Source organism: Halomonas fontilapidosi (genome assembly GCF_014192285.1).
In the GTDB taxonomy this organism is placed as follows: Bacteria; Pseudomonadota; Gammaproteobacteria; order Pseudomonadales; family Halomonadaceae; genus Halomonas; species Halomonas fontilapidosi.
On the sequence record NZ_JACHXQ010000006.1, the window covers coordinates 99,120 to 123,237 of the forward strand.

At 66.8% G+C, this 24,118-nt stretch carries 23 protein-coding genes and 1 other RNA gene; 9 read left to right on the top strand and 15 right to left on the bottom strand.

What is annotated here, in order from left to right:
* Positions 1–57: 57 nt before the first annotated feature.
* Together FHR95_RS10295 and FHR95_RS10300 are read right to left on the bottom strand one after the other, a co-directional pair.
* A complete protein-coding gene (locus FHR95_RS10295) occupies positions 58–1,113 on the bottom strand; it encodes a TRAP transporter substrate-binding protein (RefSeq protein ID WP_183314385.1) in 1,056 nt (351 codons plus the stop codon).
* A gap of 65 nt (positions 1,114–1,178) precedes the next feature.
* Entirely contained in the window at positions 1,179–3,524 is a 2,346-nt protein-coding gene (locus tag FHR95_RS10300; protein WP_183314314.1) for a cytochrome P450/oxidoreductase, read from the bottom strand.
* Between the two features lie 194 nt (positions 3,525–3,718).
* Between FHR95_RS10300 and FHR95_RS10305 the strand changes: the two genes are divergently transcribed.
* The 3 genes from FHR95_RS10305 (at position 3,719) to FHR95_RS10315 (ending at position 6,254) form a co-directional block, all read left to right on the top strand.
* A complete protein-coding gene (locus tag FHR95_RS10305) occupies positions 3,719–4,396 on the top strand; it encodes an IclR family transcriptional regulator (protein ID WP_183314315.1) in 678 nt (225 codons plus the stop codon).
* A gap of 88 nt (positions 4,397–4,484) precedes the next feature.
* The gene (pyrB, locus tag FHR95_RS10310) at positions 4,485–5,513 is read left to right on the top strand and encodes an aspartate carbamoyltransferase (protein ID WP_040183718.1); all 1,029 of its coding nucleotides are present in this window, start codon (positions 4,485–4,487) and stop codon (positions 5,511–5,513) included.
* 93 nt (positions 5,514–5,606) lie between these two features.
* Positions 5,607–6,254, top strand: a complete 648-nt coding sequence (locus tag FHR95_RS10315) for a hypothetical protein (RefSeq protein ID WP_040183717.1) — start codon at positions 5,607–5,609, stop codon at positions 6,252–6,254.
* A gap of 10 nt (positions 6,255–6,264) precedes the next feature.
* Here the strand turns inward: FHR95_RS10315 and ruvX are convergent, their stop codons facing one another.
* From ruvX to FHR95_RS10355, 8 genes are all read right to left on the bottom strand, one after another.
* Positions 6,265–6,708, bottom strand: a complete 444-nt coding sequence (ruvX, locus tag FHR95_RS10320; RefSeq protein ID WP_183314316.1) for a Holliday junction resolvase RuvX — start codon at positions 6,706–6,708, stop codon at positions 6,265–6,267.
* Positions 6,709–6,742: 34 nt separating this feature from the next.
* Positions 6,743–7,315, bottom strand: coding sequence for a YqgE/AlgH family protein (locus FHR95_RS10325; protein ID WP_040183714.1), 573 nt, complete (start codon positions 7,313–7,315; stop codon positions 6,743–6,745).
* Between the two features lie 17 nt (positions 7,316–7,332).
* Positions 7,333–8,259: a TonB family protein gene (locus FHR95_RS10330; protein ID WP_183314317.1), complete on the bottom strand. Its 927-nt coding sequence runs from the start codon at positions 8,257–8,259 to the stop codon at positions 7,333–7,335.
* Between the two features lie 19 nt (positions 8,260–8,278).
* Positions 8,279–9,244, bottom strand: coding sequence for a glutathione synthase (gene gshB, locus FHR95_RS10335; RefSeq protein WP_183314318.1), 966 nt, complete (start codon positions 9,242–9,244; stop codon positions 8,279–8,281).
* A 123-nt stretch (positions 9,245–9,367) separates the two neighbouring features.
* Positions 9,368–10,081 carry a CvfB family protein gene (locus FHR95_RS10340; RefSeq protein ID WP_183314319.1) on the bottom strand — a complete coding sequence of 238 codons (714 nt, stop codon included), beginning with the start codon at positions 10,079–10,081 and terminating at the stop codon, positions 9,368–9,370.
* A gap of 51 nt (positions 10,082–10,132) precedes the next feature.
* Positions 10,133–10,858 (bottom strand): 16S rRNA (uracil(1498)-N(3))-methyltransferase, encoded by a 726-nt coding sequence (locus FHR95_RS10345; RefSeq protein ID WP_040183651.1) that lies wholly within the window; start codon positions 10,856–10,858, stop codon positions 10,133–10,135.
* Positions 10,859–10,860: 2 nt separating this feature from the next.
* Positions 10,861–11,385 (bottom strand): protein-export chaperone SecB, encoded by a 525-nt coding sequence (gene secB, locus FHR95_RS10350; protein ID WP_183314320.1) that lies wholly within the window; start codon positions 11,383–11,385, stop codon positions 10,861–10,863.
* 31 nt (positions 11,386–11,416) lie between these two features.
* Positions 11,417–11,839, bottom strand: a complete 423-nt coding sequence (locus tag FHR95_RS10355) for a rhodanese-like domain-containing protein (RefSeq protein ID WP_040183649.1) — start codon at positions 11,837–11,839, stop codon at positions 11,417–11,419.
* Positions 11,840–12,057: 218 nt separating this feature from the next.
* Here FHR95_RS10355 and gpmI point away from each other — a divergent pair, with 218 nt between their 5' ends.
* The 3 genes from gpmI (at position 12,058) to FHR95_RS10370 (ending at position 16,188) form a co-directional block, all read left to right on the top strand.
* Positions 12,058–13,632 (top strand): 2,3-bisphosphoglycerate-independent phosphoglycerate mutase, encoded by a 1,575-nt coding sequence (gene gpmI / locus FHR95_RS10360; RefSeq protein ID WP_183314321.1) that lies wholly within the window; start codon positions 12,058–12,060, stop codon positions 13,630–13,632.
* A 21-nt stretch (positions 13,633–13,653) separates the two neighbouring features.
* Positions 13,654–14,811: a murein hydrolase activator EnvC family protein gene (locus FHR95_RS10365; protein WP_183314322.1), complete on the top strand. Its 1,158-nt coding sequence runs from the start codon at positions 13,654–13,656 to the stop codon at positions 14,809–14,811.
* Positions 14,812–14,883: 72 nt separating this feature from the next.
* Positions 14,884–16,188, top strand: coding sequence for a S41 family peptidase (locus tag FHR95_RS10370; RefSeq protein WP_183314323.1), 1,305 nt, complete (start codon positions 14,884–14,886; stop codon positions 16,186–16,188).
* On the opposite strand, the gene FHR95_RS10375 is transcribed toward FHR95_RS10370, so the two are convergent.
* The 4 genes from FHR95_RS10375 to FHR95_RS10390 form a co-directional block, all read right to left on the bottom strand.
* Positions 16,166–17,437 carry a UbiH/UbiF/VisC/COQ6 family ubiquinone biosynthesis hydroxylase gene (locus FHR95_RS10375; RefSeq protein WP_183314324.1) on the bottom strand — a complete coding sequence of 424 codons (1,272 nt, stop codon included), beginning with the start codon at positions 17,435–17,437 and terminating at the stop codon, positions 16,166–16,168. The genes FHR95_RS10370 and FHR95_RS10375 overlap by 23 nt on opposite strands.
* A gap of 101 nt (positions 17,438–17,538) precedes the next feature.
* Positions 17,539–18,750 carry a 2-octaprenyl-6-methoxyphenyl hydroxylase gene (ubiH, locus tag FHR95_RS10380; protein WP_040183645.1) on the bottom strand — a complete coding sequence of 404 codons (1,212 nt, stop codon included), beginning with the start codon at positions 18,748–18,750 and terminating at the stop codon, positions 17,539–17,541.
* A 64-nt stretch (positions 18,751–18,814) separates the two neighbouring features.
* Complete coding sequence (gene pepP / locus FHR95_RS10385; protein WP_183314325.1) at positions 18,815–20,152, bottom strand: Xaa-Pro aminopeptidase; 1,338 nt, start codon at positions 20,150–20,152, stop codon at positions 18,815–18,817.
* A gap of 35 nt (positions 20,153–20,187) precedes the next feature.
* Positions 20,188–20,766 (bottom strand): UPF0149 family protein, encoded by a 579-nt coding sequence (locus tag FHR95_RS10390; RefSeq protein ID WP_040183643.1) that lies wholly within the window; start codon positions 20,764–20,766, stop codon positions 20,188–20,190.
* Between the two features lie 162 nt (positions 20,767–20,928).
* Here FHR95_RS10390 and FHR95_RS10395 point away from each other — a divergent pair, with 162 nt between their 5' ends.
* The 3 genes from FHR95_RS10395 to FHR95_RS10405 all read left to right on the top strand — a co-directional run bounded on the left by FHR95_RS10395 (position 20,929) and on the right by FHR95_RS10405 (position 22,104).
* Positions 20,929–21,228: a cell division protein ZapA gene (locus FHR95_RS10395; protein ID WP_040183642.1), complete on the top strand. Its 300-nt coding sequence runs from the start codon at positions 20,929–20,931 to the stop codon at positions 21,226–21,228.
* Positions 21,229–21,278: 50 nt separating this feature from the next.
* A non-coding RNA gene (ssrS, locus tag FHR95_RS10400) (6S RNA) lies at positions 21,279–21,463 on the top strand.
* A gap of 8 nt (positions 21,464–21,471) precedes the next feature.
* Positions 21,472–22,104 (top strand): 5-formyltetrahydrofolate cyclo-ligase, encoded by a 633-nt coding sequence (locus FHR95_RS10405; RefSeq protein ID WP_183314326.1) that lies wholly within the window; start codon positions 21,472–21,474, stop codon positions 22,102–22,104.
* Between the two features lie 401 nt (positions 22,105–22,505).
* Here FHR95_RS10405 and ilvA read toward each other — a convergent pair whose 3' ends face one another.
* Entirely contained in the window at positions 22,506–24,020 is a 1,515-nt protein-coding gene (gene ilvA, locus FHR95_RS10410; RefSeq protein WP_040183640.1) for a threonine ammonia-lyase, biosynthetic, read from the bottom strand.
* Positions 24,021–24,118 lie beyond the last annotated feature (98 nt).

The following is a 24,118-nucleotide window of genomic DNA, read 5'->3' on the forward strand; positions in this document are numbered from 1 at the left end:
TGCGGCGGCGAGCACAGCCGTGGCCGAGCTCGCCAACACGCCGATCACCGGCTGGAATCAGGCCTCGGGGTCGATCACTTCAGCGGCGGAAATACCGTCCTCCGCACCGGCTTTATCGAGCTGCTCGAGGAAGTAGTCACGTGCGGCTTCACCATCTACGCCCTTGTCGCTGGCCACCTCGAACCAGGCCGCCGGCAATTCTGACGCCATCTGCTGGAAGCGCTCCACTTCCTCGGCGGGCAACTCGATGAAGGTATTACCCTGTTGCTTGGCAAACTCGACGCCACGCACGTCCACGACATCCATCATGTAGCCGAACAGCCGCGAGAGCCGCTCGCCCGAGACCTCCTCGATCGCCGCTCGATCCTCCTCGGAGAGCGATGCCCAGGTGTTCGGATTGATGACCAGCGAGAAGCTACCGCGATAGAAGCCGCCGGGCATCTGCACCGTATAGGGCAGCACCTCGGCAAGCCGGAAGCTCTTGAGTCCTTCCAGGGTGAGCATGGCGCCATCGATCACGCCCTGCGTCGCGGCCTCGTAGGTGCTCCCTGGCGGCAAGGCGACCCCGGTCAGGTCCAGCGCGCTGGCGATATCGGCCATCGTCCCGCCACCGATGCGCACCCGCTTGCCGTCGAGATCATCGAGGCCGTCGATGGCTTCATCGAGGAACAGCGAGCCCGGGCCATGCACGCCCAGGCCGATCACGTCGACCCCACGATGCTCGCCGACATCCGCGAAATATTCGTTGTGGGTGCGCCAATAGGCGACCGAGGCGGCTTCCGAGGAGAAGTCCTCGAAAGTGGGCAACTCGGGCAGCTTGGTCAGCTCGAACCGCCCCGGCATCAGCCCATGGAACAGCCAGGTAACGTCGGCCACGCCGTCCGCAATCAGCTCCATCTGGGCATCGGGCGGCCCGAGGTCATGGACCACGTTGACGGTGACCCGCCCGTCGGTGGCTTCTTCCACCCACTGCCCCCAGGTCGGCCAGACGATGGTGTTGACGCCGTGGTTGGGGCCCGCCCAGGTGCTGACCTGCAGTTCGGTGGCGGCCGCACTATGGAAGGCACCAAGGGAGAGGGCGGTGAGTGTCGTCAGTGTCGCGAGCTTGTGCATTTTCATTGTCGTTCCTCGTGAGTCACGGTTGGCGTGCGTGGGTTGTGGTGGTTTTTTGTCGTTGGTCAAAGCGCGAGTTTCAGTTTCTTGCCGCGCGCCCGCGAACAGCAGCTCATCAATCGGTCCTGGCTGGCTTGTTCAGCGGCGGTGAGAACCTTGTCGCGGTGGTCGATCTCGCCCTCGACGACCTCTACCTGGCAGGAACCGCACAGGCCCTCCTCGCAATCGCTGGGCACATCGACGCCGGCAGCCCGCAGCGTCTGTAGCAGAGTGCGGTCCGCTGCCACCTCGACGACGAGCTCGGAGTCGGCAAGCTCGACCTCGAAGGCATGCTCGTGCTCCGGGTCCAGCAGGGCGCCCTCGGCCGTGAAATGCTCCACGTGCAGACTGCCCTCCGGCCAGTGGGCCGTGTCGAAGTCGAGGGCCGTCAACAGACGCTCCGGGCCACAGGCGTAGATCAGCGCATCCTCCACCGGCTCGGCGAGCAGGGCAGCGAGATCGAGGCGTTTTCCCGCGTCCTTGGGATAGAGCCGCAACACCTCGCCATGATCACGCTCGAGCCGCTCGATAAATGCCATGCTCTCGCGTGAACGGCCGGCATAGTGCACCTCGTAGGGCTTGCCCAACTGCTTGAGGCGATCCGCCATGGCCATGATCGGCGTGACGCCGATCCCACCGGCGATCAGCACATAGCGACCTGCCGATTCATCCAGGCGGAAGTGGTTCTTGGGCCCGCGCACACGTAGCTCGATGCCTTCGCGGACCGCGTCATGCATCCAGCGCGAGCCGCCGCGGCCCGCCTCTTCGAGCAGTACTGCAATACGCCAGTCGCCGGCCTCCGCTGGACCACACAGCGAGTATTTGCGTGACTCGCCATCGGGCAGCATCACGTCGAGGTGCGAACCCGGTGACCAGGCCGGCAGCTGACGCCCGACGGGGTCAACCAGGGACACGCCGAGCACGCCCCGGGCCTCGGGCTTGGCGCTGGCAACCCTGACGCGGCGCACGATGGTGCGGGCCTCCGGCGCTCCCACCGGGAAGTCACGCTGGGCGCGGCGCACTGCCGGTTCGCGATGCTCGGGGTTGCACGCCGGGTCCCAGCGCACCCACAGCGCCTCGGGGCCGCGGAAGGAGGTATTGGGCAGGAAGGTGAATTCCTGCTCCTCGAGTTCCAGCTGCGGCAGGCGCCGAGTGAATTCCTCGAGGAAGATGCGCATCTCCATCCGACCGAGATTCTTGCCCATGCACTGGTGGCTACCGTAGCCGAAGGTGAGGTGATCGACGGCATTGTCGCGATAGATATCGAGCTCGTCGGGATTCTCGAAGTGGCCTGGGTCATGGTTGCCCGATGCCGTCACCATCAGGATCCGGCCGCCCTCGGGAATGGTGACGCCACCCACCGAGGCGTCACGCATGGCGATGCGTCGCCACGCCACCACCGAGCCGGAGTGGCGCAGGCACTCCTCAGCCGCTGCGGGGATCAGCTCGGGGTTGTCGCACAGCTCGGCCCACACCGCGGGGCGCGAGAGCAGCTGGCGGAACGCGTTGGCAGTGGCCAGTGCCGTGGTCTCGTGAGCGGCGACGATGATCGCCATCATCATCGAGTGCAGATAGTTGTCGGTCACGACATCCGGCTTCTGCCGATTCTTCTCGATCATGTCGTACATCCAGCCGTGGCCGCGGGGCTGGTCCTGCATCTTCTTGAGCACCTGGCCGGAGTACTGCCAGAACTTGCCGACGCCCTCGGCCACCTCGACCTGCTGCTCGGGCGAGGGGCGTCCCCAGGTATTGAGGGTGTGGGCTACCGAGAAACGGCGCAGCTGCTCCATGTCTTCCTCGGGCACGCCGAGGAAGTGCAGCGCCACGGTCAGCGGCACCTCCCAGAACATCTCGGCCACCAGGTCGGCACGGCCAAGGTGGATGATCGCATCGAGCTTTTCCCGCACCAGCCGGCGCACCATCGGCGCATGAGCCTCCAGCGCCTCGGGAGAGAACGCTTCGAGCAACTCCCGCCGCCTCGCCATGTGGGCCGGCTCGTCCTCGTTTACCAGGGTGCGATTCATGCCGTACTCGTAGCGTTCGAGAACCGCCTGGGCCTCGTCGCTCGCCGGGGTGATCTTCTCCAGCGCGATCGACGGCGAGAAGGTCAGGTTGTCGCGGAAGATCGCCTTGATGTCGGCGTAGCGACTGACCACCCAGTAACCCAGCTTTGGGCTGTAGAACACCGGTTCCTGCTCACGCGACCAGCGCAACGCCTCGGCGGGATCGAGCTGGTAGGGTCGGTCGAAGGGATCAAAGGCCGCGGCCCGGGGAGATACGGGGCAGCCGGTGGGGGTTTCCGGCCATTCGCTGGAGGCAGAGAAGGGGCAGCCATCCGCGCCGGAAGCGGACCGGTGAGTGGTGGGATTCATGGGGCCTCCCGCGGGCTAATGTCCGAGATGTTGGCGGTCATGAGGGGAATATGCTTGTTGTTACTTTTATCGCACACATAGTATCGTTTAACGAACAATTGGCTGAACATAGGCCGTTTCGACGAGGGCGTCAATCCTGAACAAGGGTGCCGCCCTACCCCGTCACTACCACCCGACTCGAGGGAGATCGTTCGATGGCCACCACCCTGCAAACCCTGGATCGCGGCCTGCATGCCCTGGAGATCATCGCCGAGCATGCCGAGGGCATCAGCGTGGCCGACCTTGCCGAGCAGCTGGACGTGCATCGCGCCATCGCCTATCGCATCGTCACGACCCTTGAGGGGCATGGCCTGATCACGCGGACCCTTGAAGGCCCGGTGCGGCTGGGCGCGGGCATCTCGCTGCTGGCCTCTCGCTTCGAACCGCAACTGCGTGCCGTGGCGCAGCCGCTGCTGCGGACGCTGGCCGGGTCCACCCGGGCCACGGCCTTCATCTCGGTGGCTCAAGGAACGGAGTGCGTGGTCATCATGGAGGCCCAACCCGAGGAGGGGCTGCTACGGGTCGGCTATCGGGTGGGCAGCCGCCATCCGCTGACACGTGGCGCGGCCGGCATCGCCATCCTGGCCGCTCGCCCCCCACAGCCTGAGGATGACGAGGCCGTTTGCCGGGCCCGAGCCGAGGGCTTCAGCCTGACCCGCGGTCAGCTGCAGCGCGGTGCCGTCGGCGTGGCGAGTGCCATCGCCTCGCCGCAGGGCCGGTCCGGGGTGGAAGCCTGCGTCGGCGTGGTCGCCATGGATGACCTGGACACCGACACGGCCATCCGCGAGGTGATGTCCCATGCCGACCAGCTCGCCGAGCTGATCGGCCAATGACAGGCGGCGTCCCGCCCGTGAAGCCCTTACGCCGGAGGGTTACACTAGCGCCCGTCCCCCAGCCACCAGCCACCAGCCGAGGCCTGTGATGAGTTCCCACCTGCTCTCCATCGACTCCCTGTCCCGCGACGACATCGACCATCTGATGCGCGTTGCTGCGCGAATGGAGCCGATCGCCAGCCGCCGCAAGATCACCCGTGTGCTGGAAGGGGCCGTGCTCGGCAACCTCTTCTTCGAGGCCAGCACCCGGACCCGTGTCAGCTTCCACGCCGCCTTCTGCCGACTCGGCGGCAGCGTCTGCGACACCACCGGCTTCACCTTCTCGTCCATGGCCAAGGGTGAGTCGCTCTACGACACCAGCCGGGTGATGAGCGGCTACTGCGACGCCATCGTCATGCGCCACCCGGACCAAGGCTCGGTGGCAGAGTTCGCCGCGGCGACGAATGTGCCGGTGATCAATGCCGGTGACGGCCCCGGCGAGCACCCCAGCCAGGCGCTGCTGGACTTCTACACTATCGACAAGGAGTTCGCCCTGCAGGGCAAGGCGCTCAGGGACGCCCATGTGCTGATGACCGGCGACCTGAAGTACGGCCGCACCGTGCACTCCTTGATCAAGCTGCTGTCACGCTACGCCCCGATGCGCGTCACCCTGGTGGCGCCGCCCGGCCTCGAGATGCCGAGCCACCTGATCGAGCGGGTCAGCCGCCAGGGGCTCAGCGTGGAGATCCGCGAGAGCCTGGCCGGCGACTTCTCCGATGTGGACGTGGTCTACACCACTCGCATCCAGAAAGAGCGCTTCACCGCCGAGATGAGCGAGGGCTTCAACCTCTCCCGAGACTTCACCGTGGATCGCGCCTTCCTGGACAGCCGCTGTAACGCCTCCACCATCGTCATGCACCCGTTACCCCGCGATAGTCGCCCCGAGGCCAACGACCTGGACGTGGACCTCAACGGTGACCCGCGCCTGGCGATCTTCCGCCAGACCGACAACGGCATCCCGGTGCGCATGGCGATCTTTGCCACTCTGCTCGGGGTCGAGGCGCTCATCGACAAGGACCTGCGCGACGTGCCCTGGTTCGTCCCCGAGCGCCTGGGCGTTGACGACACCACCCTCTGAGCGGAAGGCAGGTCGCGTCCGCTCGCCTATGCTGGTGAGAACAACAACACGCGTCGCCGAGCGTGGCGACCCTGGCTTGGAGACATGACACCGATGAACCTGAAGCGTGCGTATCTGTTGCTGTGTGGCTTCTACACCCTGCTGATCCTGATCGGCGCCATTGCCCTGCTGGCGGGTGGAGGCTCGCTGCTCGCTGCGATCCAGTTGGGCATAGGGGCGCTGGTGGTGATCGGGCTGTGGGGCTATTTCCTGGGCAGGGGGTTCATGAACCCCCGCATGTGGCGCCCGTTGGCGGGGCTGCTGGCAGTGGGCATCGTCATCCAGCTGATCGCGGTGTTCACGGCGCACCTCTCCGCCACGGCGATGACCTGGACCCTCACCACGGCCATCTTCTCGGTGCTGCCGATGATTTTCCTGTATCGCTACGGCGACCGTGACCAGTCCCTGTGGGCAACACCCGAGGAGCGCGAGGGAGGCAAGATGCTGGGAGAGCTGCTCGAGCGCCAGCGCGAGCTGTGGGTCGAGAAACAGGCCGCTGACAGCCAGGCAACCGTCAAGGTCAGCAAGATGGGAGACGCCTACCTGGCCAGCGTAGAGCGAGAGCGGGACGGAAGTATCGAGGCCTTCGAGGAGCGTTTCCGCTGCCCGGCAACCCTGGCGTTCTTCATCGAGAAGTTCACCTGCCTCTCGGTGAGCGACTTCGTCAGCAAGTACCGCGACAACGACGTCAACCCGGCCTGAAGGCTCAAGCTCAGCGCGCAGGCAGGCCCTCGCGCCGGGCAAAAAAACCTTCCAGGATCAGCACCGCGGCGATGCCGTCGACCCCCTGGTCGCGATAATTGCCGCGGTGGCCGGCTTCTCGGGCGATCGACTTGGCCTCGCGGGTGGAGCCGCGCTCGTCGACCATCTCGCAGGGGATGCCATAGCGGCCGTAGAGGCGCTTGCCGAACTTGCGCGCCCGCGTGCTCATGACCGACTCGCTGCCGTCCATATTGAGCGGCAGCCCTACCACGAAAAGATCGGGACGCCACTCGTCCACCAGCCGCGCCACCTGCGCCCAGTCGGGGATACCATCGCGGGCCGGTAACGGTTCGAGCTCCCGGGCGCTGGCGAGCAGTTCGTTGCCCACCGCCACGCCGATGCGTCGGGTGCCGAAATCGAAGGCCAGAATCAGACGCTTGCCGGAATCGACCATCGGCTCGGCTCCACCCTGCTGTGCCGTCCGCTCATCAGGAGTGGCCGGCCTCGCGCGTCATGAGGTTCAGATCGATGCCCAGGATGCCTGCAGCAGCGCCCAGCCGCTGCTCGGGCGGCACCGTGAAGAGGATGTCGGCGCGCCCCTCGACCGTGAGCCAGGCATTCTCCTTGAGCTCGCTCTCCAGCTGACCCGACTCCCAGCCGGCACACCCCAGGCAGATAAGGAACTGCTCGGGTCCCTTGCCGTCTGCCAGCGCCTGGAGGATATCCATGGAGGTGGTCAGGGCGATGTCGTCGGCGACCTGGATGCTGGAATCCCAGGCATCGCTTTCGCCGCGATGCAGGATGAAGCCGCGATCCTTGTGGGTCGGCCCGCCATAATAGACCGGCGCATCGCGATGGGGGCTTTCGTCACCGCCCAGTTCGAGCTGCTCGAAGAGGGCGTCCAGGGTCAGCTCCAGCGGTCGGTTGACGATCACGCCCATGGTGCCGTTCTCGTCATGGTCGCAGAGGTAGCTGAGGCTGCCGGCGAAATTGGGATCTTCCATGTGCGGCATCGCCATCAGGAAGTGGTTTTTCAAACCGAAGTGTTGCACGGATTGCATGAGACTCCCCGGCGGACCTATTGCACGCCGTAATGATTGCCTTGGCCGAACCGCCAGACCCGGGTAATGGACAGGCTATCCAGGTTGCCCATGCCCCGGTCGAAGGGACGATATGGGCCAGCACCGTGCACCGTGTCCAGTGCCGCCTGGTCGAGTTCGGCATGTCCCGAGGATTGTATCACCTCTGCCCGGCGAACCTGACCGTCGCTTCCGATCACCACCCGGATCCGCAGCTGCCCCGACAGATGCTGCGGTGCCGGATGCACTCGGTTGCCGTAATCCTCGACCCGCCGGGTCCAGTCATCGATGTAGCGCGCCTCGGCGGCCTGCTGGGCGGCCTGGCGCCCCTGCCCCGGCTGCTCGCCGGCGAAGTCGGGCGATAGCCCCTGCTCGCGGATGCTGGAAGTGGCCTGGGCGAGCAGGTCGCGTCCCGAGGCGGAAGGAGCGGAAGCGGTGGGCGGTGCCGAGGTATCGGCCGACTGGGGGGCACTGTCGCGGGGCTCGGGCGTCGCCTCGGCCTCGCGGGAGACCTCGGCCGCGGGAGGCTCGTCCGCCTCGCTGGCACGCTCGGGGTCGGGGCGGGCCGCCGCCTCCAGCTCGGCCGGCGTGGCCGGATCCACCTCGGGTTCTGCCGCCTGCCGTTCAGGCAGCTCGTCCATGGGCGCCGCGCGGGCTTCCGCCGGGGCCTGCTCCTCGGGTGTGCCGGCCGCGCGCTGGTCGGCCTCAGCGATAGCCGCAGCGTCCACGGCCTGAGACGACGGCCGGCTCACCAGCACCACATCGATGCTGGAGTGCTCAACGGGCGCCGGCGCGAACTGGCGGCTCGCCACCACCCCGATGACCGCCAGGTGCAGCAGCAGCGCCAGCGACCAGGCCAGCCAGTGCCGGTACGGCCGGGTGACCGGGGCATACTGGATGGGGTCGCTGAGCGGGCTGCTGGTCATGGACGGCAGGCCTCCAAGATCAGCGCCGTTCGCCGAGGCGGCGCTGGATGGCGTCCATCAGCTGACCGGCGATATCGGTGCCGCGCTGATCATCGATCTCGCGCACACAGGTCGGGCTCGTGACGTTGATCTCGGTGATGTAATCGCCGATCACGTCGAGGCCGACAAACATCAGGCCCTTCTCGCGGATCATCGGCTGGACCTGCTCGATCAGCCAATGGTCGCGGTCGGTGAGCTCACGACTGACGCCCGTGCCACCGGCCGCCAGATTACCCCGCGTCTCGCCGGCCATGGGCACGCGGGCCAGGCCAAAGGGAACGGGCTCGCCATCCACCAGCAGGATGCGGGTATCGCCTTCGCTGATCTCGGGAATGTAGCGCTGCGCCATGATCTGGCGCCTGCCGCGCTCGCTCAGCATCTCGATGATGGCGCCCAGGTTGCGACCTTCGGGACGCACGTGGAAGATCCCGGTGCCGCCCATGCCATCCAGCGGCTTGAAGATCACATCGCCGTGCTCGGTATGAAAGTTGCGCAGCACCGCCTCGTTGCAGGAAACCAGCGTCGGGGTACAGCACTGGGGGAACTGCTGGGCGAAGAGTTTCTCGTTGCACTCCAGCAGCGCCTGCGTCGGGTTGACCACCAGCACGCCCTCGCGCTCGGCGAAGCCCAGCAGGTAGACGGCGTTGAGGAAGTAGCCATCGACCGGCGGGTCCTTGCGCATCAGGATCACGTCGAGCTCGGCGAGCGGCGCCACCTCGGGCTCGCCCAGGTCATACCAGTGCTCGGGATCCCGATGGACCTCGAGCGCGCGCATCTGGCCGAAGGCGCGACCCTCGCGCAGAAAGATGTCTTCCTGCTCCAGGTAGTGCAGCGACCAGCCGCGGGCTCGCACGGCCCACAGCATGGCCAGGCTAGTGTCCTTCTTGTAGGTGAGATCGGCGATGGGATCCATCACCACGCCGATCTTCAGCGCGCGTTCGCTCATGGCGTCGGGGTTCCGGTCTGAGGAGTGAATGCAGTCAGTATGCCGCAGGGGTATCGCCTCCACCAAGGCAGTTAGCCCCCCTCGAACCATGGCAGTAACGCTCGAGGCTATCCCGACGACGGACTACTCCCCGTTCGGCACCAGGCGAATTCCGCCGGGCTCCAGGGTGATCTGCTGGCGCTTGTAGAGGCGGCCGATGGCCTGCTTGAAGGCGTTCTTGCTTACCCCCAGCCGCGCCTTGATCTCGGCCGGGTCGCTCTTGTCGCCCAGCGGCAGGTAGCCGCCGCTCGCGCGTAGCGCCTTGAGCACCTGCTCGCCCACTACATCCAACCGCGCTTCGCCCGGCGGCAGCAGCGACAGGTCGAGCCGGCCGTCATCGCGCCGGCGCTGTACATAGCCACAGAGACGCTGACCACGGCGCAGCGGCCGGTTCAACTCATCGCGATAGAGCAGGCCCCAGAAACGGTGGTTTACCACGGCCTTGACGCCCAGGTCGGTGGCCTCGGCGACCACCAGCGACACCTCGTCGCCCGCCTGCAGACCCACGGCCTCGTCGGCGATGAAACGCTCGAGCTTCTGGGAGGCCACCGGCCGGCCCTGCTGATCTTCGTAGATCATCACCAGCACCCGCTTGCCCACGCTGGGACGAAAGCGCTGCTCTCCATAGGGCAGCAGCAAGTCGCGGGGGTGGCCCCAGTCGAGGAAGGCCCCGATGTCGTTGACAGTGACCACCTCGAGGTAGGCCACGTCGCCGACCGACGCCTTGGGAGCACGATAGTTGCGTGTGCCGGCCGGGCGAGTCGCGTTGGCTGGGCGACGATCTCGGGAATCAGACATCAGGACCTCCGATGAGAGAACGGGCGCAAGGCGTCGGGAAGGCAGCGAGGCTCACAGGTCGCCGAAGCGGGATTGCAGCAGCGACAGCGCCACCACCGGCGCGGTCTCGGTGCGCAGGATACGCGGTCCGAGGGACAGGGGAACAAAGTCGCCGGTCAGGGCCGTTTCGACTTCGGCCTCGGAGAATCCGCCCTCGGGGCCGATCAGCAGGGCGGCGCTAGCCGGATTCTCACTGCCTGTCAGGGCCCCGGCAGTACCGGGATGCAGCACCAGCCGCAGCGCCTCGCTGCGGCTGGCCAGCCAGTCGGTCAGACCTATGGGAGGGTGTACGGGCGGCAAGGTCGCTCGACCACACTGCTCGCAGGCGCTGGCAGCCACGGCCTGCCAGTGCGCGAGCTTCTTCGCCTCGCGCTCGCCCCTGAGGCGAACATCGCCGTGCTCGGTATAGAGTGGGGTGATCGCTGCCACACCCAGTTCGACCGCCTTCTGGATGGCATAGTCCATGCGATCGCCCTTGGAGATCGCCTGCCCCAGGTGCACGGCGAGTGGTGACTCGCCACTGCCGGGGGCCACGGCCTCGATGCGCGCGACCACCCGCTTGCGGGAGGCGTCGACGATCACCGCCTGGGCCTCCAGGCCGGCGCCATCGAAGAGCCGCAGGGACGCTCCTTCAGCCAGGCGCAGCACCCGCGCCACGTGGCGGGCCGGCCCCTCGGGCAGAACAACGTCGCCGCCGACGCTAAGGTCGGCGGCGACGTGGATGCGCGGCGCCCTCACGCTTACTGGGTCGCCTGCTCGCTCGACTGCTGGGCCTGCTCGGCCTCGCGCTTCTTCTTCTGGGCGTAGATCGCCTCGAAGTTGACCGGCGCCAGCATCAGCGGGGGGAAGCCGCCGCGATTGACCAGGTTGTCGATGCACTCGCGGGCATAGGGAAAGAGCATGTTGGGGCAGAAGGCACCCAGGGTATGGTCGAGCTGCTGGCCCTCGATGCCGCTGATACGGAACAGGCCGGCCTGTTCGATCTCTGCCAGGAAGGAAGTGGTGCCTTCCTCGCTGTGGGTCACCTGCGCGGTGACCTTGACGACCACCTCGTAGAGGCCTTCCCCGACCTGGCGACTGGTGGTGTTCAGGTCCAGGCCGACCTTGGGCTTGAACGGCTGCTGGAAGACCGACGGCGAATTGGGGGCCTCGAAGGAGAGGTCCTTGACATAGATACGCTGCAGGGCGAACTGCAGCTGGGGCTTATCCTGCTCGCCGGCCGCCTGGCCATTGGCGCCGGCGTTCTGGTTGTTCTCTTCCGCCATGGGAAAGATCCTTTGATTCGATGAACGAGATTTACTTCTTGACGACCGGCAGGCCATCGGCCTGCCACTGGGCCATGCCGCCCTTGAGCTTGAGCGCTCGCTCGAAACCCGCCTTGGTCAGCTTGGCCTGGGCAGCACCAGCACTCTGGCCATGCTTGCAGGCCACGATGATAGGCTTGTCCTTGAACTTGTCGAGTTCGCGCATGCGCTCGTCGAGCTTGCTCTGAGGAATATTGCGCGCCCCGGCGATGTGACCCGCCTTGAAATCACCGGATTCACGGAGATCCAGCACCACGGCGTCTTCGCGATTGATCAGCTGGGTCGCCTCGCCGGAGGTCACGCCTCCGCTGCTGCTGTTGCGGACCTCGTAGGCGATCCAGGCGGTCAACACCAGCAGGAAGGCCCCCACCAGAAGCGGGTGATTCTGCACGAATTCGAACAGCTGATCGATCATGGGTTCGGCTAACTCTTGTCTCGGGTGCACGGTGAAGGAGCCGGCGAGTCGCGGCGGCATCCAGTATACATGAAGCCACGGCAAGCCGCGGCCCGCGGGCCGCTCAAATGACGTCCGGCGGTGCGCTGCGATATGATGCCGCAAGCTGATGCAAGTCGCGACCCCGGTGACCGCCTGCACGTCTGCCGGGTCAGACAACGACAATAGAGGCCCTTTCCATGACCGAACCCCGCACCCCTGCCCCGCGCCCGGTAGCACTGATCATCCTCGACGGCTACGGCCATAACGAAGATGCCAGTGACAACGCCGTGCTCGCCGCCCGAACCCCGGTAATGGACCGCCTGTGGCAGGAACGGCCGCATACCCTGATCCATACCGACGGCCGCCATGTGGGCCTGCCGGACGGTCAGATGGGCAACTCCGAGGTCGGTCACATGAACCTGGGGGCGGGCCGCGTCGTCTATCAGGACTTCACCCGCATCACCAAGGCCGTCGAAGACGGTGATCTGGATACCATCGACGCGTTGACCCAGCCGATCGATACCGCCGTAGCCGCCGGCAAGGCCGTGCACCTGCTGGGCCTGCTCTCGCCGGGTGGCGTGCACAGCCACGAGGATCACATCCTGGCCATGGCCGAGCTGGCCGCCCGCCGCGGGGCAAAGCGCATCCATGTCCACGCCTTCCTCGACGGCCGCGACACGGCACCGAAGAGCGCCATGGCGTCGCTTACGCGCGCCAATGCGCGCCTCGCCGAGCTGGTCGGCGCCGAGAACGGCTTCGTGGCCTCGATCATCGGGCGCTACTTCGCCATGGACCGCGACAACCGCTGGGATCGCGTCGAGCAGGCCTACCGCCTGATGACCGAGGGCGAGGGCAAGTTCACGGCGGATACCGCCGAGCAGGGCCTCGAACTAGCCTACTCGCGTGGGGAGACCGATGAGTTCGTCACCGCCACCAGCATCCGCCCCGCCGGCGCCGCGGTGGCCATGGCCGATGGCGATGCCGCCATCTTCATGAACTTCCGCGCAGACCGCGCCAGGGAGCTGACCCGCGCCTTCGCCGAGGACGGCTTCAACGGCTTCGCGCGCCAGGCGCGACCAAGGCTCGCCGCCGACGGCCTGGTGATGCTGACCCAGTACGCCGCCGACATCCCGGCCCCGGCAGCTTTTCCACCGGCAGAGCTCGTCAACACCCTGGGCGAGGTGATGGAGAAGCGCGACCTCACCCAGCTGCGCATCGCCGAAACCGAGAAGTATGCCCACGTCACCTTCTTCTTCTCCGGGGGCCGCGAGGAGGAGTATCGCGGCGAGACTCGGGTGCTGGTGCCCTCCCCCCAGGAGGTGAAGACCTATGACGAGAAACCCGAGATGAGCGCCGAGGAAGTCACCGACCGGCTGGTGGAAGCGATCGATGCCGACACGTTCGATCTGATCGTCTGCAACTACGCCAACGGCGACATGGTCGGCCACACCGGTGACTTCGATGCCGCGGTCAAGGCCATCGAAGCGGTAGACGTCTGTGTCGGCCGAGTGGTCGAGGCGATCCAGCGTGCCGGTGGCGCCTGCCTGGTCACCGCTGACCACGGCAATGCCGAGCAGATGGTCAATCCCGAGACCGGTGAACCGCAGACCGCCCATACCACCTTCGCGGTGCCGCTGATCTATGTCGGCGAGCGCCCGGCGCGGCTCGTGGACGACGGCAGCCTGTGCGACATCGCCCCGACCCTGCTGGCGATGATGGATCAGCCGATTCCCGATGAGATGACCGGCCGGGTACTGATCGAGCACGACTGAGTCAGGCGGGGAGGCCAGGGAATGGCGAGAGGCGTCGCGAGACTCGGCACATGGCTGCCAGCGCTGGCCCTGCTGCTGGGCCTGGCCTCGCCGCTTTGCGCCCAGCCCTCCGAGCGCGAGGCCCAGGCGAGACTCGATGCCCTCGGCAAGCAGATTCGGGAGGCCACCGCACAGCTCTCCACCACCCGCGAGGTCCGCGACGAAGCCAGCGAGGCGCTGCGCGAGGTCGAGACGTCACTGGCCGAGACCCACCGCCGCCTCGACGCCCTGCAGGCCGAGCGACGCACGCTCGACGATGAGATCGCCAGCCTCGAGACACGCCGCGAGCAGCTGGCCGCCGAACGCGCCGAGCAGGTCGAGGCCCTCTCGGCCCAGCTCGATGCCCTCTATCGCCTCGGCCTCACGCCCCAGCTCAAGCTGCTGCTCAACCAGGACGACCCGGCACGGCTCGACCGTCTGCAGACCTACCTGAACCGCCTGGCCCGGGCGCGCAACGAGCGCCTCGACGAGCTGGCAAGGCTAGATGCGGAACTGGCGGACAACCGCCAGGCGCTGTCGCAGCGCGGCGAGCGTCTCGAGGCCGTGGCCACGGCGCTTGCCGCGCGCAGCGCCACCCTGGCCGAGCAGATCAGTGAGCGTTCCGCCCTGGTGGCCAGACTGGACGAGCGCTTCGCCAGCGAACAGGCTCGCCTGGCCACGCTCGCCCAGGACCGGGCTCATGCCGAGCGCACCCTGCGCGACGTGCAGGAGCGGCTGGCTCGCCTCGAGCGACCGCCTCCCTCCACGGCCATCGAGCAGACAAGGGGTGAGCTGCCATGGCCGGTACACGGCAGCATCACGTCCACCTTTCACCAAGGGGCCGGCGTGCATCGCAACGGCCTGCTGATCCAGGCTGCCGCGGGCACTCCGGTCAGGGCCGTGCACGCCGGCCGAGTGGTATTCGCCGACTGGATGCGCGGCTTCGGCAACCTGCTGATCGTCGATCACGGCGACCGCGTCATGACCCTGCACGCCCACCTGCAACACTTCAGCGCCGGCGTAGGCGCGGCCGTCTCTCGCGGTGACGCCCTTGGCGCGGTGGGCAACAGCGGCGGTCAGCAGCAGCCTGGGCTCTACTTCGAGGTGCGCCGCGGCGGCGATCCCATCGATCCACGGCGCTGGATCGCCCGCCAACCGTAAGGTCCGGCTATTCCATAGACGCCCGGGCGCGGGCTATGCTGGGCGGCCACCACCGGAACCGCGAGAGTCTGCATGTCCCCAAGCCCCGACGCTCTGCCCAACGTGACGCGCCGCCTGTTGTCGGTGCTGCTGCCGGCCGCCCTGCTGGCGCTGGCTCCCCTGCCTGCCGCCGCACAGGACCAGAGCCCGTCGGATGATCTACCGGTCGCCGAGATCCAGGCTTTCGCCGAGGTATTCGAGCGCATCAAGCGTGCCTACGTGGAGGAGGTCGAGGATGCCGACCTGCTGCGCAACGCCATGCGCGGCATGCTCAACGAGTTGGACCCCCACTCCGCCTACCTCGACGACGAGGAGTTTGAGAGCCTGCGCGAGTCGACCCAGGGGGAGTTCGGTGGTGTGGGCATCGAAGTCGGCATGGAAGAGGGCCAGCTGACGGTGATCACGCCCATCGACGACACACCCGCCTCGCGGGCCGGCCTGCAGTCCCGGGACAAGATCCTGCGCATCGACGACACGCCCACCGACCGACTTTCGCTGCAGGAAGCCGTCAACCTGATGCGCGGCGACCCCGGTACCGAGATTCGCCTGACCATCCTGCGCCAGGGCGAGAGCGCGCCCCTGGAAGTCACCCTGACCCGCGAGATCATCCGCACCGTGAGCGTCAAGAGCGAGCTGCTGGAAGCAGGCTACGGCTATCTGCGGGTCAGCCAGTTCCAGACCCGTACCGGCGAGCAGGTCAATAACGCCATCCGCCGCCTGGAACGCGACGCACCGCTCAAGGGCCTGGTGCTTGACCTGCGCAACAACCCCGGCGGCGTACTGCAGGCCGCGGTAGACGTGGCCGACGCCTTCCTCGACGAAGGGCTGATCGTCTATACCGAGGGGCGCCTGCCAGACAGCGAGATGCGCTTCTCGGCCGGCCGAGATACGGCGGCGGCGGATGTGCCGCTGGTGGTGCTGATCAACGGCGGCAGCGCCTCGGCGGCGGAGATCGTCGCCGGCGCCCTGCAGGACCAGCGTCGCGGCGTGGTGATGGGTACCGAGAGCTTCGGCAAGGGCTCGGTGCAGCAGATCATGCCGCTGGGCAACGGCGAAGGGCTCAAGCTGACCACGGCGCTCTACTTCACGCCCGACGGCCGCTCGATTCAGGCGCTGGGCATCGAGCCCGATGTCGAGGTGATCCGCGGCCGCCTGGAAGTCGCCGAGGGCAGCGGCCTGGACGTGCGTGAGTCGGACCTGGAGGGCCACCTGGGCTCACAGCGCGAGCAGCGCACTCGCCGCGAGATGAGCGAACGCCTGCGCGAGGACTACCAGCTCGGCGAGGCGCTCAACCTGCTCAAGGCGCTCAACGTGCTCAGCCAGCGTCGAGGCGACTGAGCGGCCGGCAGGCGCGAGGCAGGCGACCGCGATGCCCTGTCGCCTGCTGCATCAGCAGGCGCTTGAGCGGCCCCAGCCGGTCCACCCCCGAGAGCCCCAGGTTGCGCGCCAGGATGAAGGCCGGATGGCGCGCCCCGAACAGCAGCCGAAAGCCGTCCATCAGTGTCAGTATGTTGGCATTGTCACCGCGCCGCCGCCGAGCATAGCGGCCCAGCAGCGTCGCATCTCCAAGGGAGAGCCCCCGCTGCCGGCCGGTCAGCAGTTCCTCAGCAAGCACCGCGGCATCCATCAGCCCCAGATTCACCCCCTGGCCCGCCAGGGGGTGAATGCTGTGTGCCGCATCGCCCACCAGGGCGAAGCCCGGCAGCACGTAGCGCTCGGCATGACGCTGAGTGAGCGGCACCGCCAGCGCCCGGTCCGTCACCGTCACCTCGCCTAGTCGGTGTTCGATGGCGTCTGCCAGTTCCACACCCAGCGTGTCCCGAGGCAGGGCCACCAGACGCTCGGCTTCCTGCGGGGTGGTGGACCAGACGATCGAGCAGTAACGCGTATCGCCCTCGATGCGCAGCGGCAGGAAAGCCAGCGGCCCGGTGGGAAGGAAGACCTGGCGCGCCACGCCGCCATGGGCGAGGCGGGTACGCACCGTGGTGACCACGGCCACCTGGCCGGTATCACGAGCGCGGACATCGATGCCGACCATCGCCCGCAACGGTGAGCGTGCGCCGTCAGCGGCGACCACCAGAGGCGCCGTCAATCGGCGGCCGTCCTCCAGTTTTACCGTCTGCCCGGCGGCGTCTTCCTCGATCTCCGACACGCGAGCAGCAAAGCGCGTCTCGACGCTCGGTAGCTCGGCCAGACATGCCTCCAGCGCTGCCAGGATGACATCGTTCTCGACGATATGACCGAGCACCGGCAGGCCGGCCTGCTCCGCGGAGAAATTCACCTCGCCGCTGCCCTCGCCATCCCAGACCCGCATGAAGCGATAGGGACTCACCCGCCGCGAGGCCATCCATGCCCAGGCCCCCAGCCCCTCCAACAGCTGTCGCGATACCGGCGTCAAGGCACTGACCCGCTGGGAGGGCGCTCCTTCACCCACGGTGTCGCGGTCAAGCGGGGCCTCGCGGGCATCCAGCAATGCCACCGCCATGCCGGCCCGGCCCAGCAGGCAGGCCAGGGTCGAGCCCACCATGCCACCGCCGACGATGATCACCTCGAACGGCGCCGACGCCTGTCCGTGTTCTGCACTCATTCCCTCTGCTCCTCATGTTGGCTCCCATGGCCAAGCCTTCTGTTCACCCTGCCCGCTGCCAAAGGACACCTTGTGACCTGGCAGGAGCTGTTTTCCGACCGCTATCGCGCCAGCCCCATAGCTCGGCGGGCCAAGCCACGACGCAAGGGGCCCGTCAGGTTAAGCCCCACCAGGCCGGCCGCTCTAGCATGGGAGAGCAGGGGAAGGTCGACCCCGAACAGGCGGATCAAGCCGTCGCTGAAGCGGATGACGGTATCGCGGTCCGCGTCTCGACGCGCCTCGAAGTCCTGCAGGACTGCCGGGCTCCCCGGGCGCTGGTCCCGCTCGATGCCGGTCTCGATGGCAGCCACCAGGTCCATGACGCCGCGTAGCGCCAGGTTGAAGCCCTGACCGGCCACCGGGTGCAGGGCATGCGCCGCATTGCCCAGCACCGCCAGCCCGGGGCGCACCGTCTCGCGGGCAGTGATCAGCGAGAGTGGATAGGCATGGCGGCGACCCACCCGACGGAAGTGTCCGGCCCGGTCACCGAAGGCCTGCTGCAGCTCGGCCAGGAAGTTCGCGTCGGAGAGCGCCAGGCGGCGATCTTCCTCTCCCCGCGTGTGGGTCCAGACCAGCTCCATGGCCTGGCCCTGGAGAGGCAGCAAGGCGATCGGTCCCGCCGGCGTGAACCGCTCGTAGGCAACACCCCGGTGGGGACGGCTGACCTCGACGCTGGCAATCAGCGCCACCTGGTCGTAGGGCTGCTCGCGACTCTCGATCCCAAGTCGCTCCTTGAGCCCCGAGCGTCCGCCGTCGGCGAGCACCGTCAGTCCAGCCTCCAGCTCGCTGCCGTTCGACAGCTGCAGCCGGTACCCCTCGGCCACGGGCTGAATCGCCTCGACCTTGGCCGGGCAGTGCCAGGTCAGCGGCAGCTGGCTCAACCGGCCATGCAGCACGCGACCCATCCAGGCGTTGGGGATCACGTAGCCCAGCGCCTCGACGTCGAGCTCCTCGGCTCGCAGCCGGGTGACGCCCAGCCGCCCCCGTTCGCTGACATGGATAGTGCGGATCGGGGCCGCCATCTCGGCCATGTGCGTCCAGACGCCCAGGCTGGCGAAATGCCGGGCCGAGCCGGCGGCGATGGCGCTCGCCCGGGCATCGAAGCTGGGCTGCCAGGGCGCGGTCGGTTGAGGCGCCATCGGCGCCGCTTCGATGACTGCCACCCTGAGCCCCGCCTGCTCGACCAGCGCGGCCAGGGCACAGCCCAGGCTGGCCCCCACAAGGCCACCCCCGATGATGGCGATATCCACCTGCGACGGCGATGTCGAACTCATGGCAGGCCTCCCTTTTTTCATAACGTACATTACATAAAGGCACGTCGAGACGCGCCTTGACCGGTCATTTCCTGCTCATCAGGGCCTCGATATCTGCCACCCGCTTGGGCACACCTGCGGTCAACACCTCGTGGCCGTCGACCGTCACTGCCACGTCATCCTCGATACGGATGCCGATACCGCGGAAGGCTTCCGGCACGTCATCGTCAGCAGGCACATAGAGACCGGGCTCCACGGTGAGCACCATGCCGGGCAACAGAGCACGGGGCTGGCCCTCAAGGCGATAGCTCCCCACGTCATGCACGTCGAGGCCCAGCCAGTGGGAGGTCGAATGCAGGTAGAAGCGCTTGTAGCTGTCGTCCTCGATACGCGCCTGGACATCGCCTTCCAGCAGCCCCAGTTGGATGAGGCCGGCGGTGAGGTCATGCACCACTCCTTCGTGGATCATCGCCAGGGTAACGCCGGGGCGAATCGCACCGACGGCTCGCTCCTGAGCGACCAGCACCACCTCGTAGAGGGCCCGCTGAGCCTCGCTGAAGCGACCGTTTACCGGAAAGGTACGGGTAATGTCGCCGGCATAGAGATCGAACTCGGCACCGGCATCGATCAGCACCAGGGCGCCATCCTCCAGGAGGGCGTGGTTCTCGATGTAGTGCAGCACACAGGCATTGCAGCCGCCACCGACGATGCTGGCATAGGCCGGGCCACTGCCGCCCTGCCAGCGGAACTCGTGCTCGAGCTCGGCCTGAAGCTGCCACTCCATGAGGCCCGGGAGAACCGCGCCCATGGCCCGAACATGAGCCCGGGCGGAAATCGCCCCGGCATGGCGCATCAGGGCCAGTTCCGCCTTGCTCTTGACCAGGCGCTGTTCGTGGAGCAGTTCGCTAACGTCGGCAAAGGCCGATGGCGCCACCGCACCCCGACGTGCACGGCCGGCCAGCTCACCGCGCACTTCCTCGGCGAGCGCCAGCGCGTTGCTATCACCCAGTGGCAGGTAGAGCGCATGACGCCCGTCCAGCAGTTCGGCCAGCCTCGCGTCGCGCTCGGCATTCTCGAAAGCCTGATCGACGCCATGAACGCGCACGGCGCCTTCGGCCCCCAGACGAATGCCGGTCCATGCCTCCAGGGTCGGGTCGCGGTCCTGGCAGAACAGCATGCTTTCCCCGGCATCACGGCCGGGCAGCAGCAGCAGCAGAGCATCCGGTTCGGGAAATCCGGTCAGGTAGTGGAAGTCGCTGTCCTGGCGGAAGGGGAACTCGCTGTCACGCGAGCGCGTGACCAGGGCCGCTCCGGGCAGCAGGATAGCGCTGTCGTCGGGTAGCTGATCCATCAGCCTGCGACGGCGGGCACGGTACTCGTCGTTGCTGATCGGGGCGGGGCGGGGCAAGGTCTCGGAGGGCATCACGGCTCCTGTATGGGTGGGCGCTTCGACCGGTGTCAATGCTGCGTGGGCTCATCGACCTGCTCAACCTGTGGCTTGCCGGGGTGCTGCTCGGTGTAGAGCAGCATGGCCGCCATGCGCGCGTGCTCGGTGAGGGCAAAGAGGTCATTCTCATTCTCCGGGCTGTCCTCGATATCGGTCTCGATGCTCGTCAGGCCCTCGAGATCCTCGAGCGCCTCGCGCAGCGCCGGCGACCAGGCACGCCGGGGCCCCTCGCCGGCATCGGCCACTACCTCGAGGAAGCCGAGGGTCCACTCCTGCAGGCCCAGGGCGCGCTCGGCGAGAGAGAAGAGCTCGTCGGGCAGCAGCGGCTCGAAGTTGAGCTCGGCGGCGGAGAGGGCTTCAAGGGTCTGGCGGCGCCAGCCCAGCAGTCGCTCGGCGCTGGGCTCGTCGCGGGGCTGGTCGACGCCGAGGCTAAGACAGACCTCTTCCAGCCAGGCCTCGGGGGCCAGGTCATGCAGCGCAAGCTCGGCGCAGAGGCGCCCGTCGAGAAAGGCCGGCGACTGCATGCTGCCGTGGAGCAGGAAGGTGTCGGCAATGGTCGAAAAGTCCTGGCGTTCGTTGATCAGTGACATGGCAAGATCCGCTGGTGGGGCCGCCGGGCGCGTTGACCGCCCGCAAACGGCTCTCTTATAGTGACTGGCGTTCATTCCGTGGCCTCGATGTTAACGCATCGGCTCCCCATGACGCGCACCCGGCGTGCGACTCCTTTCCCCTGGCCCTTTCCGGAGCCTGCCATGACCGAGCCTCAACGGCCCACCACCGAGATCACCCTTCTCGAGCGCAGCTACGCCATCGCCTGCCCGCCAGAAGAGCAGGAAAAGCTCGAGCGGGCAGCCCGCTACCTCGACCGCGCCATGCAGGGTATCCACTCCCGAGGCAAGGTGATCGACCGCGAGAAGATCGCCATCATGGCGGCCCTCAACATCGCCCACGAGCTACTCGAGGCCCTGGACGATCAGCGCGCCGGTGAGCAGAGCCTCAACGCGCTCAACGCCCGCCTCGAGAAGGCGCTGGACGCCATGCCGGAGCGCTGAGCCAAACAATCATCCCTTTGGCACCGCCTCTGGCTCTGGTAGGATAAAGACGTTCCCTGGGGTGTTTGCCAGTCGTTATCGTCCCTCGAGCCTATGCGCATTACCCAGGGGGCCAAATGCTAGCCGGACCCGTGTGCATGTCCGTGCGTCGGAAAGCCTGACGGTTCGGCTGCGGCCACCCACCTTGAACCACTGGGTTCAAGGGCCAGAACGACAGCGGCACTCTGGGGAACCTCATCCGACATGAGCCACATGCAGGATACCGCCGCCCACCTTTTGACCGACGACGCCCGTCGCCGGCTCAGACGTGAGTTACGTCAACGTCGGCGCCAGTTGAGCGCCGCCGAGCGACGCCTAGCCGCCGAACGCCTCTCCCGGCACCTGCGGCAACTCCCGGAAATTCGTCGCGCCCGTCGTATGGCTCTCTACCTGCCCAATGACGGCGAGATCGATCCCACCCCGCTGATTGCCTGGCTCGAACGTCGCGGCACCCGCATTCACTTGCCGGTCCTCAAGCCGCTCACTCTCAACCAGCTATGGTTCGTGCACTACCATTCGGGGACACCCATGGTGGTCAACCGATACGGCATCCCGGAACCCGAAACCCGTTTCGGCGCCCATCGCGCAAGGCGCACGCCGGCCTGGGCGCTCGACGTGATCCTGCTGCCCCTGGTGGGATTCGACGACCGGGGGCAACGCATGGGCATGGGCGGCGGCTTCTACGACCGCACGCTGGCCTTCACTCGCCGCCCCGGACCACGTCCTCGCCTGATCGGCCTGGCCCATGACTGCCAGCGGGTCGAGCGCCTTCCCGCCGCCCCGTGGGACGTGCCGCTGGACGCCATCGTCAGCGACGCCCGAGTGATACGTCCTTAATGCCATGGCACACTAATGACAACGGCCGATGCATGCGCGCATCGGCCGTTGTCATCAGGCGGTTCCAGCGTGACGTTCTCCCTTCGGCTCAGTGGGATTCAGCCACCCGCCAACGCCTGGGCATAGCCAGTCGCCACAACGCCGATGCCGAAGACCAGCACCAGTGTCATGACCAGATCGGGCTTGCGCTTCATTGTGAACTCCGTAGAGACAGGACCCCGAAGGGCGGGATGAATGTTGTTGTTTTGTCACCGCGGAGGTGACGATAACGCGTTGACTATAGGGGCTCCTACCCACGCATGACAACCAGCATACCGGCAGTATTACATTTTTAAACACGCGGGAGCACGGAGCTACACGGCGAGTCAGCGCTCACTCGCCATGATGACGACACGCGCGCATCAGGCCATGAAGAGCCGGTAGGCCGGGTTGTCGCTCTCCTTCCAGTAGCGATAGCCGATGGCGTCGAAGTACTCCTCGACATGGAAACGGTCACCATTGGGCACCTGCATGCCCACCAGCACCCGACCATAGGCGGCCCCGTGGTTACGATAATGGAACAATGAGATGTTCCAGTCGTGTGGCAGGTGGGTCAGGAAGTTCATCAGTGCTCCGGGGCGTTCCGGAAACTCGAAGCGGTAGACCTCCTCGTCGAAATGCTCCTTCGGGCGGCCACCCCCTAGATGGCGGATGTGCAGCTTGGCCAGTTCGTTGTCGGTGAGGTCCTCCACGGGATAGCCGGCACCCCGGAGCTTGTCGATCACCGCCTGGCGGTCCTCGCCGCCGGGTTTCACCTGGACGCCGACGAAGATATGGGCCTTCTCGGGATCCGCATAGCGGTAGTTGAACTCGGTGACCATCCGCTTGCCGATGGTACGGCAGAACTTCTTGAAGCTGCCGGGCCTCTCGGGGATGGTCACGGCGAGGATCGCTTCGCGCTGTTCGCCTAACTCAGTGCGTTCGGCGATGTGCTGCAGGCGATCGAAGTTGGTGTTGGCCCCGGAGTTGATACAGATGAGGGTCTGGTTCTCGGCCCCCGTCTGCTGGATGTACTTCTTCAGCCCGGCCAGCGACAGCGCCCCGGAGGTCTCGGAGACCGCTCGGGTATCCTCGAAGATGTCCTTGACCGCGGCACACATCTCGTCGGTGTTGACGGTGATGACGTCATCCACCAGGTCGCGCATCACGGCGAAGGGGGCCTCGCCGATCTGCGCCACGGCGACGCCCTCGGCGAAGACGCCGACCTGGTCCAGTACCACGCGCTCCCCGGCAGCCAGCGCCGCCTTGAGGCAGGCACTATCCTCGGATTCCACCCCGATCACCTTGATCTCGGGCCTCAGGTACTTGATGTAGGCGGCCATGCCGGCCAGCAGACCGCCACCGCCCACCGGCACGAAGATGGCGTCGATCGGCCCGCCGTGCTGGCGCAGGATCTCCACGGCGATGGTGCCCTGGCCGGCAATGACATCGATATCGTCGAAGGGCGGAATGTAGGTGTAGCCGTGCTCGGCGATCAGTTCCTGGGCATGGGCCGCCGCCTCGGCAAAGGCATCGCCCTTGAGCACCACCTTGGCGCCTCGCGCGCGCACCGCGGCGACCTTGATTTCCGGGGTGATGCGCGGCATCACGATCACCGCCTTGACGCCCATCAGCTTGGCCGCCATCGCCAGTCCCTGGGCATGATTACCCGCCGAGGCGGCGATCACGCCCTTGGCCTTCTGCGCCTCATCGAGCTGGGCCATCTTGTTATAGGCCCCACGAATCTTGAAGGAGTAGACCGGCTGGAGGTCCTCGCGCTTGATCAGGATCTGGTTGTTGAAGCGGCGGGAGAGAAAGGGGGCCGGGGAGATGGGGGTTTCCCGGGCGGCCTCGTAGACCCGGGCCTGGAGAATCTTCTTGACGGTAGCTTCGAGCATCCTGATATCCCAGAAGTGACGCGAGGGGCACCGTGAACGGCGCCGCAAGTAACCCTTATTGGTAGCATTGCGGTGGCCATGGCGTCCAGCACCGGCCG

What these genes read in the sequence shown, in the direction of transcription:
- FHR95_RS10295 (WP_183314385.1), bottom strand. Translation starts at nt 1,113, where the DNA reads ATGCACAAGCTCGCGACACTGACGACACTCACCGCCCTCTCCCTTGGT.
- FHR95_RS10300 (WP_183314314.1), bottom strand. Translation starts at nt 3,524, where the DNA reads ATGAATCCCACCACTCACCGGTCCGCTTCCGGCGCGGATGGCTGCCCC.
- FHR95_RS10305 (WP_183314315.1), top strand. Translation starts at nt 3,719, where the DNA reads ATGGCCACCACCCTGCAAACCCTGGATCGCGGCCTGCATGCCCTGGAG.
- pyrB (WP_040183718.1), top strand. Translation starts at nt 4,485, where the DNA reads ATGAGTTCCCACCTGCTCTCCATCGACTCCCTGTCCCGCGACGACATC.
- FHR95_RS10315 (WP_040183717.1), top strand. Translation starts at nt 5,607, where the DNA reads ATGAACCTGAAGCGTGCGTATCTGTTGCTGTGTGGCTTCTACACCCTG.
- ruvX (WP_183314316.1), bottom strand. Translation starts at nt 6,708, where the DNA reads ATGGTCGATTCCGGCAAGCGTCTGATTCTGGCCTTCGATTTCGGCACC.
- FHR95_RS10325 (WP_040183714.1), bottom strand. Translation starts at nt 7,315, where the DNA reads ATGCAATCCGTGCAACACTTCGGTTTGAAAAACCACTTCCTGATGGCG.
- FHR95_RS10330 (WP_183314317.1), bottom strand. Translation starts at nt 8,259, where the DNA reads ATGACCAGCAGCCCGCTCAGCGACCCCATCCAGTATGCCCCGGTCACC.
- gshB (WP_183314318.1), bottom strand. Translation starts at nt 9,244, where the DNA reads ATGAGCGAACGCGCGCTGAAGATCGGCGTGGTGATGGATCCCATCGCC.
- FHR95_RS10340 (WP_183314319.1), bottom strand. Translation starts at nt 10,081, where the DNA reads ATGTCTGATTCCCGAGATCGTCGCCCAGCCAACGCGACTCGCCCGGCC.
- secB (WP_183314320.1), bottom strand. Translation starts at nt 11,385, where the DNA reads ATGGCGGAAGAGAACAACCAGAACGCCGGCGCCAATGGCCAGGCGGCC.
- FHR95_RS10355 (WP_040183649.1), bottom strand. Translation starts at nt 11,839, where the DNA reads ATGATCGATCAGCTGTTCGAATTCGTGCAGAATCACCCGCTTCTGGTG.
- gpmI (WP_183314321.1), top strand. Translation starts at nt 12,058, where the DNA reads ATGACCGAACCCCGCACCCCTGCCCCGCGCCCGGTAGCACTGATCATC.
- FHR95_RS10365 (WP_183314322.1), top strand. Translation starts at nt 13,654, where the DNA reads ATGGCGAGAGGCGTCGCGAGACTCGGCACATGGCTGCCAGCGCTGGCC.
- FHR95_RS10370 (WP_183314323.1), top strand. Translation starts at nt 14,884, where the DNA reads ATGTCCCCAAGCCCCGACGCTCTGCCCAACGTGACGCGCCGCCTGTTG.
- FHR95_RS10375 (WP_183314324.1), bottom strand. Translation starts at nt 17,437, where the DNA reads ATGAGTGCAGAACACGGACAGGCGTCGGCGCCGTTCGAGGTGATCATC.
- ubiH (WP_040183645.1), bottom strand. Translation starts at nt 18,750, where the DNA reads ATGAGTTCGACATCGCCGTCGCAGGTGGATATCGCCATCATCGGGGGT.
- pepP (WP_183314325.1), bottom strand. Translation starts at nt 20,152, where the DNA reads ATGCCCTCCGAGACCTTGCCCCGCCCCGCCCCGATCAGCAACGACGAG.
- FHR95_RS10390 (WP_040183643.1), bottom strand. Translation starts at nt 20,766, where the DNA reads ATGTCACTGATCAACGAACGCCAGGACTTTTCGACCATTGCCGACACC.
- FHR95_RS10395 (WP_040183642.1), top strand. Translation starts at nt 20,929, where the DNA reads ATGACCGAGCCTCAACGGCCCACCACCGAGATCACCCTTCTCGAGCGC.
- FHR95_RS10405 (WP_183314326.1), top strand. Translation starts at nt 21,472, where the DNA reads ATGAGCCACATGCAGGATACCGCCGCCCACCTTTTGACCGACGACGCC.
- ilvA (WP_040183640.1), bottom strand. Translation starts at nt 24,020, where the DNA reads ATGCTCGAAGCTACCGTCAAGAAGATTCTCCAGGCCCGGGTCTACGAG.